The following is an 18490-nucleotide window of genomic DNA, read 5'->3' as shown; positions in this document are numbered from 1 at the left end:
GGGCCTACAAAACCATGAGATGTAGGCCGGGTAAGGCGAAGCCGCCACCCGGCTTTTTTATTAACGCGAGGTTTCTTCTACCAGCGGTGCGTCGTGCTTTTCATCGTCGTGATGAAGCGGCGCGGTGCTGTGGATCTCGTGAACGCGCTTACGCACGCCGAACCAGCCAGCAATCAGCAGAACCGCCAGCAGTGGGATCGTCGCGATGGTGTAAGTACCGTTCGGGTAGTCGAAGGCCATCAGCACCAGCACGCTCAGCAGGAACAGCAGGGTAAGCCAGGAGGTCACCGGTGCGCCCGGCAGCTTGAAGCTGACGTCAGCCGCTTTTCCTTCTTTGATCGCTTTGCGCAGACGCATCTGACACACCACGATAAAGGCCCAGGAGGCAATAATCCCCAGTGCAGCCACGTTCAGAACGATCTCAAATACGCGGGACGGCACCAGATAGTTCAGGAACACGCCAAAGATATACACCACCAGCGTGGCCAGAATACCCGCGTAAGGCACCTGCTGCCTGCTCATCTTCGACATAAACTTCGGCGCAGAGCCCCCCATCGACATGGAGCGCAGGATACGGCCGGTCGAATAGAGCCCGGAGTTCAGGCTGGAGAGCGCGGCGGTCAGTACCACGATGTTCATGATGCTGCCCACGTACGGCACGCCCAGCTTAGAGAAGAAGGTCACAAACGGGCTTTGCCCCGCCTGGTATGCATTCCACGGCAGCAGCAGCACCAGCAGCACCACGGAACCCACATAGAACAGACCGATACGCCAGATCACGCTGTTGATGGCTTTTGGCACCATCGTCTGCGGATCTTTACATTCGCCTGCCGCCGTACCGACCAGTTCGATGGAGGCAAAGGCGAACACCACCCCCTGCACCAGAACCAGCGCTGGCAGCAGGCCGTGCGGGAAGAAACCACCGTTATCGGTAATCAGGTGGAAGCCGGTTGCGTTACCGTCCAGTGGTTTACCGGTACCGAGGAATACGGTTCCGACCACCAGGAAGATCACAATGGCCAGCACCTTCACCAGTGCGAACCAGAACTCCATCTCGGCGAACCATTTCACGCCGATCATGTTCATGGTCCCGACAATTGCCAGCGCCCCAAGGGCGAACACCCACTGCGGCACATCGCCAAACGCGCCCCAGTAGTGCATGTACAGCGCAACGGCGGTGATATCGACGATACCGGTCATCGCCCAGTTAACGAAGTACATCCAGCCCGCGACATACGCGGCTTTTTCACCAAGAAACTCGCGGGCGTAAGAGACAAAGCTGCCGCTGGAAGGGCGGTGGAGTACCAGTTCGCCGAGGGCGCGAAGGATGAAGAAAGAGAAGATCCCGCACACCAGATAGACCAGGGCGAGAGCGGGGCCAGCCATTTGCAGACGTGCGCCTGCACCTAAAAACAGACCTGTACCGATAGCGCCGCCGATGGCGATCATCTGCACCTGACGGTTGCCCATCGCCTTGTGATAGCCCTCTTCATGAGAGTTCAACCAGCGACGTTTCGCAGCATGATGATCGGCTGCGCTTTTATTGCTTGTTTTCATTGAGTTACCTGTTTGCCTGTCTGAACCATTAACGTGATAGTCCTGCCTGGCAGAAGCCGAAACAAACGATTGCTTCTGCGCAGACACATGCCGCCTTTCCAGTCATTCTGTGTATGGATAAGGCAAAACATGGCGAGGCATCCTACCCGCAATTGATAAGCGACGCAAAATATAACCGTGCCGAAAGTGATGCTCGTCGAAGGAAATCGTGTGGTCAGAGCAGACGGCGATCACAACGCGCTGAATCGTGACGTTTTTTTAGGCAAAAAGGTCTGCGAATGCTGATTTAATCATCAGGTTTGCTTAATAGTTACTTATAGGTAGAGCTTATGAATGCCGCAGGGCTGCAATAAGTAATGCAAACGCGGTAGTGTGCTGGCGGCGGCTCGGATAGTACAGATGGTATCCCGTAAAAGCCGGGCACCAGGCTTCAAGCACACGCACTAACCGGCTCTCAGCAAGGGCGTCCTGAACCGCATCTTCCGGGACGTACGCCAGCCCCAGACCGTTTTCGGCGGCATCGATGCGTTGCGGCAGGCTGTTGAGGATCAGCTGGCCGTCAACCCGCACGCGCAGCTCACGTCCGTCCCGTTCAAATTCCCAGGCATATAATCCGCCGCGTGTGGGCAGGCGCATATTAATGCAGCGGTGCTGATCAAGCTGCTCCGGCGTTTCCGGTACGCCGAAACGTTGCAAATACTCTGCCGACCCGACGACCGCCATGCGCATGTCCGGCGCAATACGAACGGCAATCATATCTTTCGCCACCTGCTCACCCAGACGCACCCCCGCGTCAAAGCGGCCATCGACAATATCAGTCAGCCCATTGTCCACCGTGACTTCAACGTTGATGTCAGGATACTGCGCCATAAAGGGTTTAAGCACAGGCCACAGCACCGCAGACATGGCGTGCTCCCCGGCGGTAAGGCGAATATTCCCGGCAGGTCTGTCGCGGGTATCACGCAGCGCGGTGAGTTCCTGTTCGATCTCCAGCAGATGGGGGCTTAAGCGCATGAGGAGTTGCTCGCCGGCCTCGGTAGGGGCCACGCTACGGGTGGTGCGGGTTAACAGACGGACTTCCAGCCTCGTTTCCAGATTGCGCATTGCGTGGCTGAGCGCCGACTGAGATACCCCAAGCTGCGCCGCGGCGCGGGTAAAGCTGCGCTCCCGGGCGACGACCATAAAGGAAAGCAGATCGTTGAAGTTGTCTTTTAACATGGCGGTTTACTCGATTTATGAAATGAATTCATGGTTCCTTTCTGATTATGCACTCTAATGCTCCCCATGGCTTTACGCTACTGTTAACGCAACAGCAAACGAGGAGTTAATCATGAAAATTATCCGTAGCGGTTCGTTACCTTCCGTTCAGGGGCCAGAGGCCTGGTTTACCGGCTGCGTGCGCATTGACGCGCCTTTCCAGGCGACTGAACCGGCAAAAGTCGGCGGCGCGACCGTCACCTTTGAACCCGGCGCACGTACCGCCTGGCATACGCATCCTCTTGGACAAACGCTGATCGTGACGCAGGGGCGCGGCTGGTTACAGGAGTGGGGGAAAGAGGCGGAACCGCTGAATCAGGGTGATATCGCCTGGATCCCACCCGGCGTGAAGCACTGGCACGGAGCAAGCGCGCAGACGGCCATGACCCATATCGCCATCGCAGAAGCTGTCGACGGGAGCCCGGTGGCATGGCTGGAGAAGGTCACCGACGAGCAGTATCCGGACGAGTAGTCTGGCGTTTCGTAAACAAATTATTAACGTTATGATTCGATCCGTTTTCTTCAGCATGTGCAGGCGGAACGGTGAAAATCAATATCATAGGCACCAGCGGAAGTGGGAAAAGCACGTTTGGCAGGCGAATCGCGGAGGCGCTGGCTATCCCTTACATTGAAATGGACAGGCTTTACTGGCGAGCGAACTGGCAGGGAACACCGGATGATGAGTTTCTTGCAACCCTGGAAAAAGCGCTCGCCGCCTCGCCTGACTGGGTCCTGGACGGAAATTACAACCGCACACGCGACGTTAAGTGGCGCGACGTCGATCTGGTGGTGTGGATAGATCGTGGGTTTATCCGCACGCTCTGGCAGGCGGTGACGCGGGCCTCCAGACGCGCCTGGCACAAACAGGAGCTCTGGCCCGGCACGGGGAACCGCGAAAGCTTTCGTCGGTCGTTCCTTAGCAAGGACTCTATTATCATCTGGACGATCAAAACCTGGCGCAGCAACCGCAAACGATATGAGGCGGATATGCAAAACCCGCAGTACGCACACATTCGCTTTCTCCGCATTACCCGACGGCAGGATGCAGAAAGACTCATTGCCTCGCTTAAATCACGCCGATGACAGACGCTCTATTGCCGTTTTCCGGCAATCCAAATGTAAATTAATTGTTTCTCAGAGGTGAAATCCGCCTTTAATAATGACGACATGTTAAGTCAAACGAGAACGCAACATGTCATGGCGAATCAGCATTCTGGATAAAAGCCCCGTCGCAGAACACGAAACAGCCGCCGATGCGCTGGCGCGAACCTTAGCTCTGGCGCAACAGGCAGAAACGCTGGGTTATCACCGCTTCTGGATTGCCGAACACCACAATACCCCGCAGCTTGCCAGCCCCTCGCCGGAGCTGCTGATTGCCTGGATCCTCGGGCAAACAAAACGTATTCGCGTGGGCTCAGGCGGCGTCATGCTGCAACATTACAGCCCCTATAAAGTCGCCGAAAATTTTAACGTACTGGCCGCCATTGCGCCGGGCCGGGTTGATCTGGGCGTTGGCAAAGCGCCCGGCGGTCTGCCGCTCTCTACCCGCGCCTTGCAGCACGGCCTTAATCCGCAGGAAAAAGGCAGCTTTGCTGAACAACTGACGCAGCTCGATCGCTGGATCCGCCCTGAAAATCAGTCAGCGGAGGAGGACGTTCGCGCCACGCCGCTGCCGCCGGTGCCTGCCCGGGGGCTTCTGCTGGGCGCCAGCACAGAAAGCGCGCTGCTGGCGGCCTCCCTCGACTGGCATTTTGTCTTTGCCGCCCATCTGAACGGTGATCCTGAGCTGCTGCGCGAGGTCGTCACAGCCTGGCGTCAACACAGCGTCCGGGAGGTGATTGTGGCCGTGCAGGCCATTGTTGCCCCAACCCAGGCTGAGGCCGATGCGCTGGCGCAGAAGGTTGAAGTGTGGGGCGTGGAGCTGGCAAACGGACAGCGCGTCACCGTCGCCAGCGAAGAACAGGCCTACGCCTTTGCGCGGCAGGCGGGGAGTGAACCGGTGCGCATCGCGCGTCGGGCGCAGTCTCTGCTGGCCGGAACGGCGGCGTCGGTGCTTGAACAGCTCAACGCGTTGCATCAGCAGTGGGGGATTGACGAATTTATCATCGACACGCCGGTCGCTGATGGCGCAACGCGCGTGCAGTCCCTGCGACTGCTGGCCGAGGCGCGTCTTAACAGGGAGGTTACCGTATGAGCTTTAGCGAACAACTGATTGCCTGGCGCCGTGAGCTGCACCAGAACCCTGAACTCTCTGGTCAGGAGGTCGAAACAACGGCGCGCCTGCGCGAGTGGCTGACGGCAGCCGGGATTGCCCCGCTGCCTTACGATCTCCAGACCGGGCTGGTTGCGGAGATCGGCACGGGCAACGCACTGGTTGCGCTGCGTGCCGATATCGACGCGTTACCCATCGACGAGCGCAGCGGGGTGCCGTTTAGCTCCCGGCGCGCCGGGGTGATGCATGCCTGCGGACACGACATTCACACCAGCGTGATCCTCGGCGCCGCGCTAAAGCTGAAAGAGCGGGAAGCCTCGCTCAACGGTCGCGTGCGGATCCTGTTCCAGCCTGCGGAAGAAAATTTCGGCGGAGCGAAAAGCATGGTGCGGGCCGGGGCGTTACGCGACGTACGCGCGATTTTCGGGATGCATAACGAGCCGTCACTGCCGGTCGGCGAGTTTGCCACGCGCGGCGGCCCGTTCTATGCCAACGTTGATCGCTTCGTTATTCACGTGACCGGCAAAGGCGCGCATGCCGCACGTCCCCATGAAGGCAACGACGCCATCGTGCTGGCAAGTCAGCTGGTAACCGCGCTGCAAAGCGTAGCCAGCCGTAACGTCAACACGCTGGATTCGGTTGTTCTGAGCGTGACGCGCATCGCCGGGGGGAATACCTGGAACGTGCTGCCGGAAAGCGTTGAGCTGGAGGGCACGCTGCGCACGCACCGCACGGAAGTGCAGCAGAACGTGAAAGCGCGCGTCGGTGAAATCGCCGCCGGATTTGCCAGCGCCTTTAGCGCGCAAATCAACATCACCTGGTACGCCGGGCCCACCGCGCTGGTGAACGATGAGCACTGGGCCGGGTTTGCCACCTCGGTCGCGCGCGAAGCGGGATATGAAACCCGGCATGCGGAACTGCACATGGGCGGGGAGGATTTCGCGGTCTATCTGCAAAACATACCCGGCGCGTTTGTCAGCATTGGCAGCAACAGTCCGTTTGGGTTACATCACCCGGCATTTAACCCGGACGAAGCATTAATCGAACCCGCTGCCTGCTATTTTGCTCAGCTCGCGGAAAAAGCCCTGCAACACGTTTAATTAATTTGAGGTGATTATGTCTGCACATCGTCAATTGCGGCTGGGGACCATTTTGCATGGTGCATCCGGAAATATGTCTGCCTGGCGCCATCCGGCGGCGGTCGCGGATGCCAGCATTAATTTTGATTTCGTTAAAGAAACGGCTTTAAAAGCAGAAGAGGGCAAGCTCGACTTTATATTTGTGGCCGACGGTCTTTATATTAACGAGAAATCCATTCCGCATTTTTTAAACCGCTTTGAGCCGCTGACGGTGTTGTCCGCGCTGGCGAGTATCACCTCGCGCCTGGGGCTGGTCGGCACGTTATCCACCTCGTACAGCGAGCCTTTCACCGTTGCACGCCAGTTCGCCAGCCTCGATCACCTGAGCAACGGACGCGCGGGCTGGAACGTGGTGACGTCACCGCTGGAAGGGTCAGCCAGGAACTTCTCCCGCGAAAAACACCCGGAGCATGCGCTGCGCTACCGCATTGCCGATGAGTATCTCGACGTGGTGAAGGGGCTGTGGGATTCCTGGGAAGGGGATGCCTTTATCCGCAATAAAGAGAGCGGAAAGTTCTTTGATGCGTCGAAACTGCATACTCTTGATCACCACGGTGATTTCTTCCAGGTTTCCGGCCCGCTGAATATTGGCCGCACGCCGCAGGGACGTCCGATTGTCTTTCAGGCTGGCGCGTCCGACGACGGTAAAAAGCTGGCGGCAAAACACGCTGACGCCATCTTTACCCACCATGACACGCGGGAAGAAGCCCAGGCTTTTTACCGCGATGTTAAACAGCAGCTGGAAAGTCACGGCCGCCGCGCAGAGGATTTACATATATTCCAGGGCGTCAGCGTGATTGTTGGAAACGACGCCGATGACGTAGAAAACCAGTATCAAACTACGGCGGCACTGGTCTCCATTAATGATGCGCTGAATTACCTCGGACGATATTTCGAGCATCACGACTTCAGCCAGTATCCCCTCGACGCGCCGTTCCCGGATATTGGCGATTTGGGCAAAAACAGCTTCCGCAGCACCACCGATGAAATCAAGCGTAACGCCCGTGAGCGCAACTTAACTCTGCGTCAGGTCGCGCTGGAAGCCGCATCGCCGCGCCCGCGTTTTTCCGGCACACCGGAGCAGGTGGCCGATGGTTTACAGGCCTGGTTCGAAGAGAAGGCGGCGGATGGCTTCATCATTCAGGGCGGCACGCCGGACACCTTCCCGCGCTTTGTTGACCAGGTGGTGCCCGTTTTACAGGCGCGCGGCCTGTTCCGCACCGACTATCCCGGCACCACGCTGCGCGAAAGTCTGGGCTTAGACGAGCCCAAAAATCAGTTCACACAACAATAAAAGAGAAAAACGCTATGCAGAAATCATCACTTATTCTGGCGCTTGCGCTGGCCTTTACCCCTGCCGTCTGGGCAGAGAACGTCAATATTAACGGCACCGGCGTGAGCATTGAAGCCAATAAAACGCCGATCAATACCGCCAAAAACAGCGATGCGATCGCGCAACTGCCGAAAGACTATCGTTTTGCCGTGCCGGGGAAATTTACCGTGGCGGTGGCGGGACTGAATCAACCGCCACTGACGGTCTTTTCCGACGACAACAAAACTCTGCTGGGAAGTGAGGTCGACATCGCGCGTCTGGTAGCGGACAGCCTCGGACTGGAGCTGAACGTGGTGCCCACCTCCTGGGAGGATTGGCCGCTGGGGGTTGCCTCCGGGAAATACGACGCGGCTATCAGCAACATCACAGTCACTAAAGCGCGCAAAGAGAAGTTCGACTTCGCCACCTACCGCAAGGATTCACTTGGCTTCTACGTGAAATCCACCAGTCCGATTAACTCGCTTGTGAAGGCAGAGGATATCGCCGGGCTGCGCATCATCGTGGGTTCCGGCACCAACCAGGAGGCCATCCTTCTGGCATGGAACGAAGAGAACCTCAAAAAAGGGCTTAAACCCTTTACGCCGATCTACACCAAAGACGACGCGGCCCAAACGCTGGCGCTTCAGTCCGGACGCGCGGACGCCTACTTTGGCCCGAACGTGATCGGTGCCTGGAAAGCGGCGCTTAACGGTAAAACCAAACTGGTCGGCAGCGTCGACGGTGGCTGGCCGAAGGCGGCGCATATCGCGGTGACGCTGAAAAAAGGCAGCGGCCTGGTCGAACCGGTTCAAACCGCGCTGAACGGCGCGATCAAGAACGGAGATTACGACAAAGTGCTGAACCGCTGGGGGGAAGGCGTGGAGCGTATCCCCAGTTCCGAAGTTAACCCGGCGGGTCTGGGCGATTAAGGAGGCGCTATGCGCGAACAATTTCGTGACGTTTCGCCGGAAGATGCCGATCTTCAGCCCATTATCGAGGGGCTTTTCGGTGAGTACGCCGCTCGTTACGGCGACTACTTTTCAAAGGATGCGGAAGTCGAGCTGACAGAGTGGTACCTGGCGCCGCAGGGGCTGTTTATCGTCCTGGAGCGCGATGGCGAGATCATCGCCACCGGTGCGTACAAGCCCTTCGACGAACATACCGCAGAGATCAAACGCATCTGGACGAATAAAACGCTGCGCCAGCAGGGGCTGGCCGCGCGCGTGGTACAGGAGCTGGAGCGCCGGGCGGTGCTGGCGGGCTACAGCCGCATCTACCTGACCACGGGGTTTCGCCAGCCGGAGGCGGTGCGGCTCTATCTCAGTCAGGGGTATCAGCCGCAGTTCGATCTTAACCGTGATCCGGAAGAGTATAGCCAGCCGCCGTTCGACGGTCGGCTGCGTTTCACCAAGACGCTGATCCGCGAAGCGCTCAGCAAAACCGCATAAGGAGCGACGATGAGCAACGTTGAAACCATAAAAGTGGTCCCGGCACGTTATCCGCTGCGCGCTGCTGGCGCCGTGGTGGCGCTGTTTGTACTGGCGGTCGTGATCCAGTCCGTGGCCTTTAATCCGCGCTGGGAATGGGCGGTATTTGCCCGCTGGTTCTTCGACCCGGTGATCCTCGAAGGCGTCGGCCAGACGCTGCTGCTGACGTTAATAAGCACCGTACTGAGCGTGGTTATTGGCGGCATGCTGGCGCTGGCGAGGCTCTCGTCATCATGGCTGTTGAGCAGCCTGGCGTGGGGGTACATCTGGCTGTTCCGTTCCCTGCCGCTGATCGTGGTGCTGATTATCCTCTATAACTTCTCCTATCTCTACGACACGCTCTCTCTCGGCGTGCCTTTTACCGGCATTACCTGGGGCAGCTTTGAAACCATCAATGTTCTCGGGCAGTTTTCTACCGCCATCGTGGGGCTGACGCTGGTGCAGAGCGCCTATACTGCGGAGATCATTCGCGGGGGCTTCCTTGGGGTCGACCACGGTCAGTATGAGGCGGCCGCTGCGCTAGGTCTGCCGGCATGGCGTCGCACGGTGCGCATAATTCTCCCGCAGGCGCTGCGCACCATCCTGCCGTCCGGGTTTAACGAAATCATCAGCCTCGCCAAAGGGACGGCGATGGTTTACGTGCTGGCGATGCCGGAACTGTTCTACACGATCCAGATGATCTACAACCGCACCCAGGAGGTGATCCCGCTGTTGATGGTGGGGGCCGTCTGGTATCTGGTGATCACCACCGTACTGTCTGCCATCCAGCATGTTATTGAGCGTGGACTCGCCCGCAGCGAGCGCCGCTCCGCCGTTAACCACAACCGGGCGGCCAGTCGCGCGCGTTCCGTCACCACTTCGCCAGCACAGGAGCCTGTTCATGCAAGCCTCTCCTGAAGGACATATTTCCATTACCGGCGTCAGTAAGTTTTTTGGCCGACATAAAGCGCTCGATAACGTCACGCTTGAGATCCCGCCGGGCTCCGTGACGGTGATCCTCGGCCCCTCTGGATCGGGAAAATCGACGCTGCTGCGCACCATTAACCATCTTGAGCGCGTAGACGAAGGCTTTATTCAGATTGACGGGGATTACATCGGCTATCGCCGTCAGGGTGACAAACTCTACGAGCTCAAAGAGAAAGAGATCCTCAAACAGCGCGTCAACGTTGGGTACGTGTTTCAGAACTTCAATCTTTTTCCGCATCTCACGGTGCTGGAAAACCTGATTGAAGCACCCATCGCGCATAAAAAGTTCAGTAAAAAAGAGGCTGTTGAAAACGCCTACAGCCTTCTGGATGTGGTAGGTCTGCGCGATAAAGCCGATGCCTGGTCGCGTCACCTCTCCGGCGGCCAACAGCAGCGTATCGCCATTGCCCGCGCGCTGGCGCTGCGCCCGCGCGTGATGCTGTTTGATGAACCCACCTCGGCGCTGGATCCGGAACTGGTTGGCGAAGTGCTGGACGTGATTAAAAAGCTCGCCCGTTCCGGCACGACGCTGGTGGTGGTCACCCATGAGATCGGCTTTGCCCGGGAAGTGGCGGACCAGGTGGTATTTATGGTCGACGGTAAAATTGTGGAGCAGGGCAGCAGCGACGACGTGTTAAACCGACCGTCGCATCCGCGAACGCGCCAGTTCCTCTCAAAAGTGCTGTAAGGAGCGCAGATGAAATATGGACTCCTGGCGGGGCTGGTCTTCACGACGGCGAGCCACGCCAGCATTGATTTAAAGGCCAACGAACAGCCGCTGCCGGTGACGGTTGATCAACAGGCAGTGGCGAAAATCCCGGCGAACTATAAATTTGTTGAGCCGGGTACCCTCACGGTGGCGATTTCAGCCCTGAATTCTCCGCCGCTGGCGCTGCTGGCCAGTGATAACCGCACCCGTATTGGCAGCGACCCGGATATCGCCCGGTTGCTGGCGGGCAGTCTGGGGCTGAAGCTGAAGCTGGTGCCAACGGCGTGGGAAGACTGGCCGCTGGGGATCACTTCCGGGCGTTATGACGTGGCGTTGGTGAATATCGCCGTCACCGAGCAACGTAAGGCGAAGTTCGATTTTGCGACCTATCGCGTCGATTCCCTCGCCTTCTCGGTGAAATCCACCAGCAACGTACAGTCGATCACCCGTGCGAAAGATCTGGCCGGTAAAAAGGTGATTGTCGGGTCAGGCACCAATCAGGAACGTATTCTGCTGGGCTGGAACGAAGAGAATAAAAAGGCCGGGCGCGAGCCTGCGTTGCCGGTTTATCTGACCGACGACGCCTCAGGCAATCTTTATATTCAGTCCGGCAGGGCGGATGTTTTCTTTGGACCGCAGTCCGTTTCGGCCTACAAAGCCGCGTTAACCGGCAGAACCCGCGTCGTGGGATTAGGGCCGAAGAAAGCCTATGTCGCCACCACAACCAAAAAAGGTAATGGGCTGGTGTATGCGTTGCAGGCTGCGCTGGACGGTGCGATTAAGCGCGGGGAGTATCAAAAGGTGCTGGCGCGCTGGGGGGAGGCGGGCGAAGCGGTGACGTCTTCAGATGTTAATCCGCCCGGGATAACCTACTAATGGTGCTCTACACTTAGGGTTTTCATCCCTGAGGGGGCAACATGATCAAACTCTATGGCGTACCCGGCTGGGGATCGGCAATCAGTGAAGTGATGCTGACTCTGGCAGACATCCCGTATCAGTTCGTCAACGTGGACGGGTTTGACCAGCCCGGCCCGCAGCGCGAATTGCTGTTGAAACTGAACCCGCTGTGCCAGGTGCCGACGCTGGAGCTGGAAAATGGGGCGATCGTGACGGAAACCGCAGCGATCGCCCTGATGGTGCTCGACAGACGTCCCGACCTCGCGCCGCCCGTAGGGCAGGCCGAGCGCCAGCAGTTTCAGCGCCTGCTCATCTGGTTTGTGGCGAACGTCTATCCCACCTTTACGTATGCAGATTACCCGGAACGCTGGGTGCCTGATGCCCCGGAACAGCTGAAGAAAAATTGCATTGAGTACCGAAAATCGCTCTATCTGTGGTTCGACAGCCAGCTCAGCGCCTCGCCGTTTGCGTTTGGCAAACAGCTGACGCTGCTTGACGTCTATATTGCCGTTGCGCGTACCTGGGGGCCACGTCATGAGTGGTTTGCCACTAACACGCCTAATATTACCGCCGTCGCGGATGCCGTCTGCGCGCTGCCGGAACTGCACAAGGTGCTAAAAGCTAACGATATAATCTGATAACGTGGAACGCTCACCTATAAAAGGAGCCCTGCCCATGCCACACGTTGATATCAAATGTTTTCCACGCGATCTGACTGACGAACAAAAAACGGCCCTGGCGGCGGATATCGCCGAAGCGATCGCCCGTCATCTGAACAGCAAAGATCGCTCAATCTCCGTGGCGCTTCAGGAGGTTCAGGAAGCTGACTGGAAGGCGCAGGTCTGGGATACCGAGATCGGCCCGAAACTGGATGAACTGATTAAGAAGCCCGGTTATTCGATGTAACTTGCCTGCCGGGTGGTGCAATATCACCCGGCGCTCCTCGCTTTTATTCCCTTTCGCAAAAATCGATAATAAAAACCATAACGATTCCGCTACAATTCATCCTTCCGAACAATATTCGTTGAATCAGCAGGTAAGCACTGCAACTGCACCAGATTAAGTACAAATTAGTAAAAGGATAATTTTTCCATGACAAAATTACCTCAGTTTTCACTCGCCTTTATTCATCCTCGTTACTGGCTCAGCTGGGCAGGCATTGCCGCGCTCTGGTGCACGGTTCAGCTTCCGTACCCGCTGCTGTTGAAAATAGGTCACGGGCTTGGGCGTCTGGCTATGCGCCTGCTTCCACGCCGCGTGGAGATCGCCAGACGAAATCTTGAGCTTTGCTTTCCTGATATGAAAGAGGACGAGTGCGAGCGTTTACTTGAGCGTAATTTTGAATCGGTTGGAATGGGCGTCATCGAAACGGGGATAGCGTGGTTCTGGCCAGACTGGCGCGTACGGAAACACTTCAGCGTAACCGGCTACGAACATATGGAACAGGCGCGGGCGCAAGGAAGGGGAGTGGTGCTCATTGGCATGCATTTTCTCACGCTGGAATTAGGCGCACGCATCTTTGGCATGCTCAACGCGGGTATTGGTGTGTATCGTCCCAACAATAATGCGTTGCTCGACTGGCTGCAAACGCGCGGTCGTCTACGTTCCAATAAAACCATGCTTGACCGCTATGACCTGAAGGGCATGATCCGCGCGCTGAAGCAAAACGAGATCCTGTGGTATGCCCCGGACCACGACTATGGCAAAACGAATAGCGTGTTTGTGCCGTTTTTTGCCGTCCCGGACGCCGCGACAACTGCCGGGAGCTACATGCTGGTGAAAAGTGCCAGACCGGCCGTGATCCCGTTTGTACCGCGCCGAAAAGCAGACGGCACAGGGTATGAGCTGATTATTCTGGAGGATATCAGCGATACCTTGCAGGGAGGCGACAAAGCGTCGGTGGCCACGCAAATGAACAGAGCGATTGAGCGCGCCGTGATGATGGCGCCTGAGCAATATATGTGGCTGCATCGCCGGTTCAAAACCCGCCCTGAAGGCCAGCCGGACCGGTATAAACGCAAAAAACAGATCCCATCTTCTGCAAGAACCTTATCTGCCAGCGATATTTCGGACCGGTCGAGTATCCAGCAGTAGCCCGGCAGGGCGGATGCCGGTGCGCTCCGCCCTTTATAAATCCTGCCGCGCTGGATAGAATTACCGCATCCATATTGACGGGATGCCCCACATGACCGGAAGAGTCGATTATCATCTAGAAAAATACCTCCTCACCGAAGCCGGCGAGCCGGAACGTCTGACGCGCCAGTGGGCCGAGGTGATGCGCGAATGTCATGACCAGAAATCCGGGGCAGAAGAGCGGTTGCGTCTCGCGCTGCTGAATGTGGATTATGTGACCAGCTTTGAGCTTCCCTTCCGGTTACTTCTTACCCGTGCACCGCAGCTGATTGATAGCATCAGAAATGAGTTTCAGCTCAGTCAAAAAAATGTCCTGTTCAACGGCAAGCGGTTTGGCTGCGTCTACAGCCTTAAACGGGATTTGAACGGCATTCCCGATGAATTTACCTACCACCTGAAGACCCGTATTCAGCGAATCGATGCGTCCGGCGGATCGGAAGTGCCTTACCGGCAAATCGCTCAGCAGGTGAAAGCCCCCCGCGAGCGCCTCCAGCTGGCGCTGGAACAGGGGCTTGCGGTCACCGCGCTTGACGGGCTTTTCTGGTTTGGCCTCCAGCGCATAGCCGCCGAGGTGCAGCGGTTAAGGAAGACCGGGATGAGAATAGTGACGTCCGATACGGAGGTGTTCGACACCCTTACCGGAACAATACGACGCATTCCGGTTTATCGTCTTGAGGACGCTGCCGCTACTTAGCCTGGAGCAGGATCGCCAGCAGCCCAGGAAAGCGGGCGTCCAGATCCTCTCTTCTCAGTGAGATCATATTCTCGCGCCCCTGCGGGCGCTGCCAGATCACGCCGCTGTCGCGCAGCACGCGCCAGTGGTGAGTCATAGTAGATTTCACCACCTCTTCCGGGCGCAGCGCGTTACAGCTCAGTTCGCTGCCGTCGGCCAGCCTGCGGATAATCGCTAATCGCAGCGGGTTGCCGAGGGCGAACAGCACATTTTCCAACACTATTTGTTCAGGTTCCGGGTGGTTTGGGATCATCGTTTTCCTGCGTCTCGCGTGAGATTGAGCTATATCAACAATAGGTCAACCGTTAAAAAATAGTTCGATAATACTCGTACAATAGGACTATTATAACAAACGAACGAACACGCGACCATCCCGGTCGTCACAAACCAGTCATGAAGACTTAAGGAAATAACATGCCCCGACCCATTCCACTCGAACGTTATCGCAACATCGGTATCTCCGCGCATATCGATGCCGGCAAAACAACCACCACTGAGCGCATCCTGTTTTACACCGGGATGAGCCACAAGCTGGGTGAAGTACACGATGGCGCGGCAACCACCGACTGGATGACGCAGGAGCAGGAGCGCGGGATCACCATTACGTCGGCGGCGGTGAGCTGTTTCTGGCCCGGTATGGACAGAGGCTTTGAACCGCACCGCATCAATATTATCGACACCCCCGGGCACGTGGATTTCACCATTGAGGTGGAACGTTCCATGCGTGTGCTCGACGGCGCGGTAATGGTCTATGACTCCGTCGGCGGCGTGCAGCCGCAGTCGGAGACTGTCTGGCGTCAGGCGAATAAATATCACGTTCCGCGTCTGGCGTTCGTCAATAAAATGGACCGCCCGGGTGCGGATTTCTTCCGCGTGGTGCAGATGATGCAGGAGCGGCTGAAAGCCAATCCGGTCCCGATTGTGATCCCCGTGGGGGCAGAAGAACACTTCACCGGCGTGGTGGATCTCATCAAGATGCGCACCATTCTGTGGGATGATGCGACGCAGGGCATGGCGTTTAGCTATGCGCCAGTGCCTGACGATCTGCTGAGCACCGCCCAGGCGTGGCGAGAAAAAATGGTTTCGGCTGCGGCAGAAGCCAGCGATGAGCTTATGGATAAGTACCTTGAGACGGGCGAACTGGATGAAGCGGAAATCATCCAGGGGCTGCGCGTCCGGACCATCTCCGGTGAAATACAGCCCATGCTGTGCGGCAGCGCTTTCAAGAACAAGGGTGTGCAGCGCATGCTCGACGCGGTGATTGAATTGATGCCGTCTCCACTGGACGTGCCTGCTATTGATGGGGTAGACGAAGACGGACAGCACGCCGAGCGCCACCCAAGCGATGATGAACCGTTCTCGGCGCTGGCCTTCAAGCTGATGAGCGATCCGTACGTTGGCCAGCTGACCTTTATCCGCGTCTATTCCGGCATACTGCGCAAAGGCGACGCGGTGTACAACCCGGTGAAGGGCAAGAAAGAACGTATCGGGCGCATCGTGCTGATGCATGCCAACGATCGCCATGAGGTGGACGAGCTGCGCGCAGGGGATATCGCAGCCTGTGTCGGGCTGAAAGACGTTACCACCGGTGACACGCTGACCGATCCGAATGCGGTGATCACCCTTGAACGGATGGAGTTCCCGGATCCGGTTATTTCGCTGGCGATTGAGCCGAAAACCAAGGCCGATCAGGAGAAAATGGGGATCGCCCTACAGCGCCTGGCTGCGGAGGATCCGTCGTTTCGCCTGCACACGGACGAAGAGTCCGGACAGACCATCATCTCCGGGATGGGCGAGTTGCATCTGGAGATCATCGTTGACCGCATGAAGCGTGAATTTGGCGTTGAGGCGAACATTGGTCGTCCGCAGGTCACCTACCGTGAAACCCTGCGTAAAGCGGTGAAGGATATAGAAGGTAAATTTGTCCGACAGTCCGGCGGGAAAGGGCAGTACGGTCATGTGGTCCTGAGCCTTGAGCCGTTAGCCGCCGGGAGTGGTTTTGTGTTTGAAGATGCCACCAAAGGCGGGGTGGTGCCGCGGGAGTACATCCCGTCGGTGGAAAAAGGCTTGCGAGAAGCCATGAATACGGGAGTGCTGGCGGGCTATCCGGTGGTGGATGTGAAAGCGACCCTGACGTTTGGTTCCTACCATGACGTTGACTCCTCGGAGATGGCCTTCCGCATGGCGGCGATCCTCGGCTTCAAAGAGGGCGCACGGCGGGCGGATCCGGTTATTCTTGAGCCGGTCATGCACGTTGAGGTGGAAACGCCGGAAGAGTACGCCGGGAACATTATGGGCGATCTCTCCTCCCGTCGCGGCCTGGTGCAGGGTATGGCAGAGCAGTATGGCAGCCAGATTATTCGCGCTGACGTCCCGCTGGCTGAGATGTTTGGCTACGCCACCACGCTGCGCTCGATGTCCCAGGGTCGCGCGACGTATACGATGGAGTTCCATCATTTTGCGGAAGCTCCGCGGAATGTGGCGGATGAGATTATTGCGAAGCGTGTGAAGTAATAAAAAGCCCTCTTCCTCAGGAAGAGGGCTTTTCTTTTTTGAGGTGCGTTAATCCAGCGCCTTCACCATTTTCCCGCTCGCGACAAACGTACCCGCACCCAGATGATGCAGCGTATTCAGCTTATCCCCGTCAAACTGCCAGCGTCCGGCGACAAATGCGCGTTCATCCGCCGCGGCGGAAACCACTTCGCCAAACAGAGTGTCATATTTCTCTGCCGCAGAGGTTACAGGTAATAACCGGCACTCCATCCACGCCAGACATTTCTCTTCTATAACCGGCAGGCCAAGCTCAGGGCCATAAATAACCGGGATCCCGTAGCAGTTAAATTTATCCTCGTCGCGCCCGCTGACGCTGCCGACCGCCCAGGTCCAGTTGGCTGCCGCCACGCCGGGGATCACAATGCCGAATTTCCCGCTGCGTTCGATCAACTCCCGTGACCACGCGCTTTTGTCTACCACAATCGCGATACGCGGGGGCTCAAATTCCACCGGCATAGACCATGCGGCGGCCATGACGTTGCGACGATCGATGGTCTCATCCCGGCTGGTGATGAGCACGGTTGGACCGTGATTCAGAAGACGGCTGGCATGGCGTAATTCAACAGGGCGAAAGTGGTTCATAGGATCTCCTCATGTACACGATGAGTATGACGAAAAAGCACTTTTGCGCATATGCATAAGGGAAAATAGTTTATAAACAGGGGATATCACATCCTGGAGCAAATCATGTCCCCATTTCTGAGTGCTTATTTCGCCCGCACGGGCTGGCAGCAGCCCGTACAGGTTGATATCGATACCCTGCGGGGGCTGCATTTACACCATAACTGCGCGATCCCTTTCGAAAATATTGACGTCGTTTTGCCGCGTGAAATCCATCTGGATGACGCGTGTCTGGTGGATAAACTGGTCACCGCGCGTCGGGGGGGATATTGCTTTGAGCAAAACGGCCTGTTTGAGCGGGTGTTGCGTGAAGTCGGGTTTACGGTGCGCAGCGTACTGGGGCGGGTTGTGCTGGCCAATCCGTCGCAGATGCCGCCGCGTACGCACCGGTTGCTGCTGGTTGAGCTGAACGGCGAGCGCTGGATCGCCGATGTGGGATTTGGCGGACAAACGCTGACGGCGCCGATTCGTTTGATCGCCAACGAGGAGCAGGACACCCCGCACGGGAGTTTTCGTTTGCTAAGCGAGGGTAACGACTGGGTATTGCAATTCCGCCATCACGAGCACTGGCAGTCGATGTACCATTTCGACCTGGCGACCCAGTATTTCAACGATTACGTGATGGGAAACTTCTGGTCGGCGCACTGGCCGCAGTCCCATTTCCGTCATCACCTGCTGATGTGTCGCCACCTGCCGGACGGGGGCAAGCTGACGCTGACCAACTTTAATTTTACCCACTGGCAGAACGGGCATGTGGAGGAGCAGATCCATTTGCCGGATGCGGAGGCGCTGTATAAGCTGATGCAGGCGCGGTTTGGCCTGGGCGTTGATGACCCGAAGCACGGCTTTACCCTGGCCGAGCTGACGGCCGTGATGGCGGGGTTTGATACGCATCCACAGGCAGGGAAATAGCC

At 57.4% G+C, this 18490-nt stretch carries 18 protein-coding genes and 1 pseudogene; 15 read left to right on the top strand and 4 right to left on the bottom strand.

Annotated elements, in window-relative coordinates; translation table 11 throughout:
- Positions 1-60 precede the first annotated feature (60 nt).
- Together ansP and AC4OVU_RS11630 are read right to left on the bottom strand one after the other, a co-directional pair.
- The gene (gene ansP / locus AC4OVU_RS11635) at positions 61-1557 is read right to left on the bottom strand and encodes an L-asparagine permease (RefSeq protein WP_017693369.1); all 1497 of its coding nucleotides are present in this window, start codon (positions 1555-1557) and stop codon (positions 61-63) included.
- A gap of 327 nt (positions 1558-1884) precedes the next feature.
- Positions 1885-2775 carry a LysR family transcriptional regulator gene (locus AC4OVU_RS11630; RefSeq protein WP_045334941.1) on the bottom strand — a complete coding sequence of 297 codons (891 nt, stop codon included), beginning with the start codon at positions 2773-2775 and terminating at the stop codon, positions 1885-1887.
- Positions 2776-2887: 112 nt separating this feature from the next.
- On the opposite strand from AC4OVU_RS11630, the gene AC4OVU_RS11625 reads away from it, so the two are divergent.
- From AC4OVU_RS11625 to AC4OVU_RS11565, 13 genes and pseudogenes are all read left to right on the top strand, one after another.
- Positions 2888-3286, top strand: a complete 399-nt coding sequence (locus AC4OVU_RS11625; protein ID WP_110292930.1) for a (R)-mandelonitrile lyase — start codon at positions 2888-2890, stop codon at positions 3284-3286.
- Positions 3287-3357: 71 nt separating this feature from the next.
- A complete protein-coding gene (locus AC4OVU_RS11620) occupies positions 3358-3897 on the top strand; it encodes a shikimate kinase (protein WP_045329905.1) in 540 nt (179 codons plus the stop codon).
- A gap of 109 nt (positions 3898-4006) precedes the next feature.
- Positions 4007-5008, top strand: coding sequence for an LLM class flavin-dependent oxidoreductase (locus AC4OVU_RS11615; RefSeq protein WP_110292931.1), 1002 nt, complete (start codon positions 4007-4009; stop codon positions 5006-5008).
- Complete coding sequence (locus AC4OVU_RS11610; protein WP_040117692.1) at positions 5005-6126, top strand: amidohydrolase; 1122 nt, start codon at positions 5005-5007, stop codon at positions 6124-6126. Before AC4OVU_RS11615 ends, AC4OVU_RS11610 begins: the two co-directional genes overlap by 4 nt.
- A 16-nt stretch (positions 6127-6142) precedes the next feature.
- Positions 6143-8406 (top strand): annotated as a pseudogene (locus tag AC4OVU_RS11605) (NtaA/DmoA family FMN-dependent monooxygenase).
- A 9-nt stretch (positions 8407-8415) separates the two neighbouring features.
- A complete protein-coding gene (locus AC4OVU_RS11600; RefSeq protein WP_015570459.1) occupies positions 8416-8925 on the top strand; it encodes a GNAT family N-acetyltransferase in 510 nt (169 codons plus the stop codon).
- A gap of 9 nt (positions 8926-8934) precedes the next feature.
- Positions 8935-9861: an amino acid ABC transporter permease gene (locus AC4OVU_RS11595; protein ID WP_040117689.1), complete on the top strand. Its 927-nt coding sequence runs from the start codon at positions 8935-8937 to the stop codon at positions 9859-9861.
- Entirely contained in the window at positions 9845-10618 is a 774-nt protein-coding gene (locus AC4OVU_RS11590) for an amino acid ABC transporter ATP-binding protein (protein ID WP_017693375.1), read from the top strand. Before AC4OVU_RS11595 ends, AC4OVU_RS11590 begins: the two co-directional genes overlap by 17 nt.
- A 9-nt stretch (positions 10619-10627) precedes the next feature.
- Positions 10628-11515 carry a transporter substrate-binding domain-containing protein gene (locus tag AC4OVU_RS11585; RefSeq protein WP_110292933.1) on the top strand — a complete coding sequence of 296 codons (888 nt, stop codon included), beginning with the start codon at positions 10628-10630 and terminating at the stop codon, positions 11513-11515.
- Between the two features lie 41 nt (positions 11516-11556).
- Entirely contained in the window at positions 11557-12174 is a 618-nt protein-coding gene (locus AC4OVU_RS11580; protein WP_006810732.1) for a glutathione S-transferase family protein, read from the top strand.
- Between the two features lie 37 nt (positions 12175-12211).
- Positions 12212-12442 (top strand): tautomerase PptA, encoded by a 231-nt coding sequence (pptA, locus tag AC4OVU_RS11575; protein WP_003857012.1) that lies wholly within the window; start codon positions 12212-12214, stop codon positions 12440-12442.
- Positions 12443-12628: 186 nt separating this feature from the next.
- Positions 12629-13630, top strand: coding sequence for a Kdo(2)-lipid IV(A) acyltransferase (locus AC4OVU_RS11570; RefSeq protein WP_064489345.1), 1002 nt, complete (start codon positions 12629-12631; stop codon positions 13628-13630).
- Positions 13631-13721: 91 nt separating this feature from the next.
- Complete coding sequence (locus tag AC4OVU_RS11565) at positions 13722-14363, top strand: ECs1377 family protein (RefSeq protein WP_110292938.1); 642 nt, start codon at positions 13722-13724, stop codon at positions 14361-14363.
- Here the strand turns inward: AC4OVU_RS11565 and AC4OVU_RS11560 are convergent.
- Positions 14356-14655 (bottom strand): ArsR/SmtB family transcription factor, encoded by a 300-nt coding sequence (locus AC4OVU_RS11560; RefSeq protein WP_000612740.1) that lies wholly within the window; start codon positions 14653-14655, stop codon positions 14356-14358. The genes AC4OVU_RS11565 and AC4OVU_RS11560 overlap by 8 nt on opposite strands.
- A 161-nt stretch (positions 14656-14816) precedes the next feature.
- Between AC4OVU_RS11560 and fusA the strand changes: the two genes are divergently transcribed.
- Entirely contained in the window at positions 14817-16916 is a 2100-nt protein-coding gene (gene fusA, locus AC4OVU_RS11555; protein ID WP_110292935.1) for an elongation factor G, read from the top strand.
- Positions 16917-16964: 48 nt separating this feature from the next.
- Here the strand turns inward: fusA and AC4OVU_RS11550 are convergent, their stop codons facing one another.
- Positions 16965-17537 (bottom strand): flavin reductase family protein, encoded by a 573-nt coding sequence (locus AC4OVU_RS11550; RefSeq protein ID WP_017382293.1) that lies wholly within the window; start codon positions 17535-17537, stop codon positions 16965-16967.
- 105 nt (positions 17538-17642) lie between these two features.
- On the opposite strand from AC4OVU_RS11550, the gene nhoA reads away from it, so the two are divergent.
- On the top strand, positions 17643-18488 hold the full coding sequence (gene nhoA, locus AC4OVU_RS11545; RefSeq protein WP_491928686.1) for an N-hydroxyarylamine O-acetyltransferase: 846 nt from the start codon (positions 17643-17645) through the stop codon (positions 18486-18488).
- The last annotated feature ends 2 nt before the right edge of the window (positions 18489-18490 follow it).

It is taken from the genome of Enterobacter sp. 6722112, from assembly GCF_058661685.1.
This window is presented reverse-complemented; position numbering and strand designations above follow the sequence as displayed.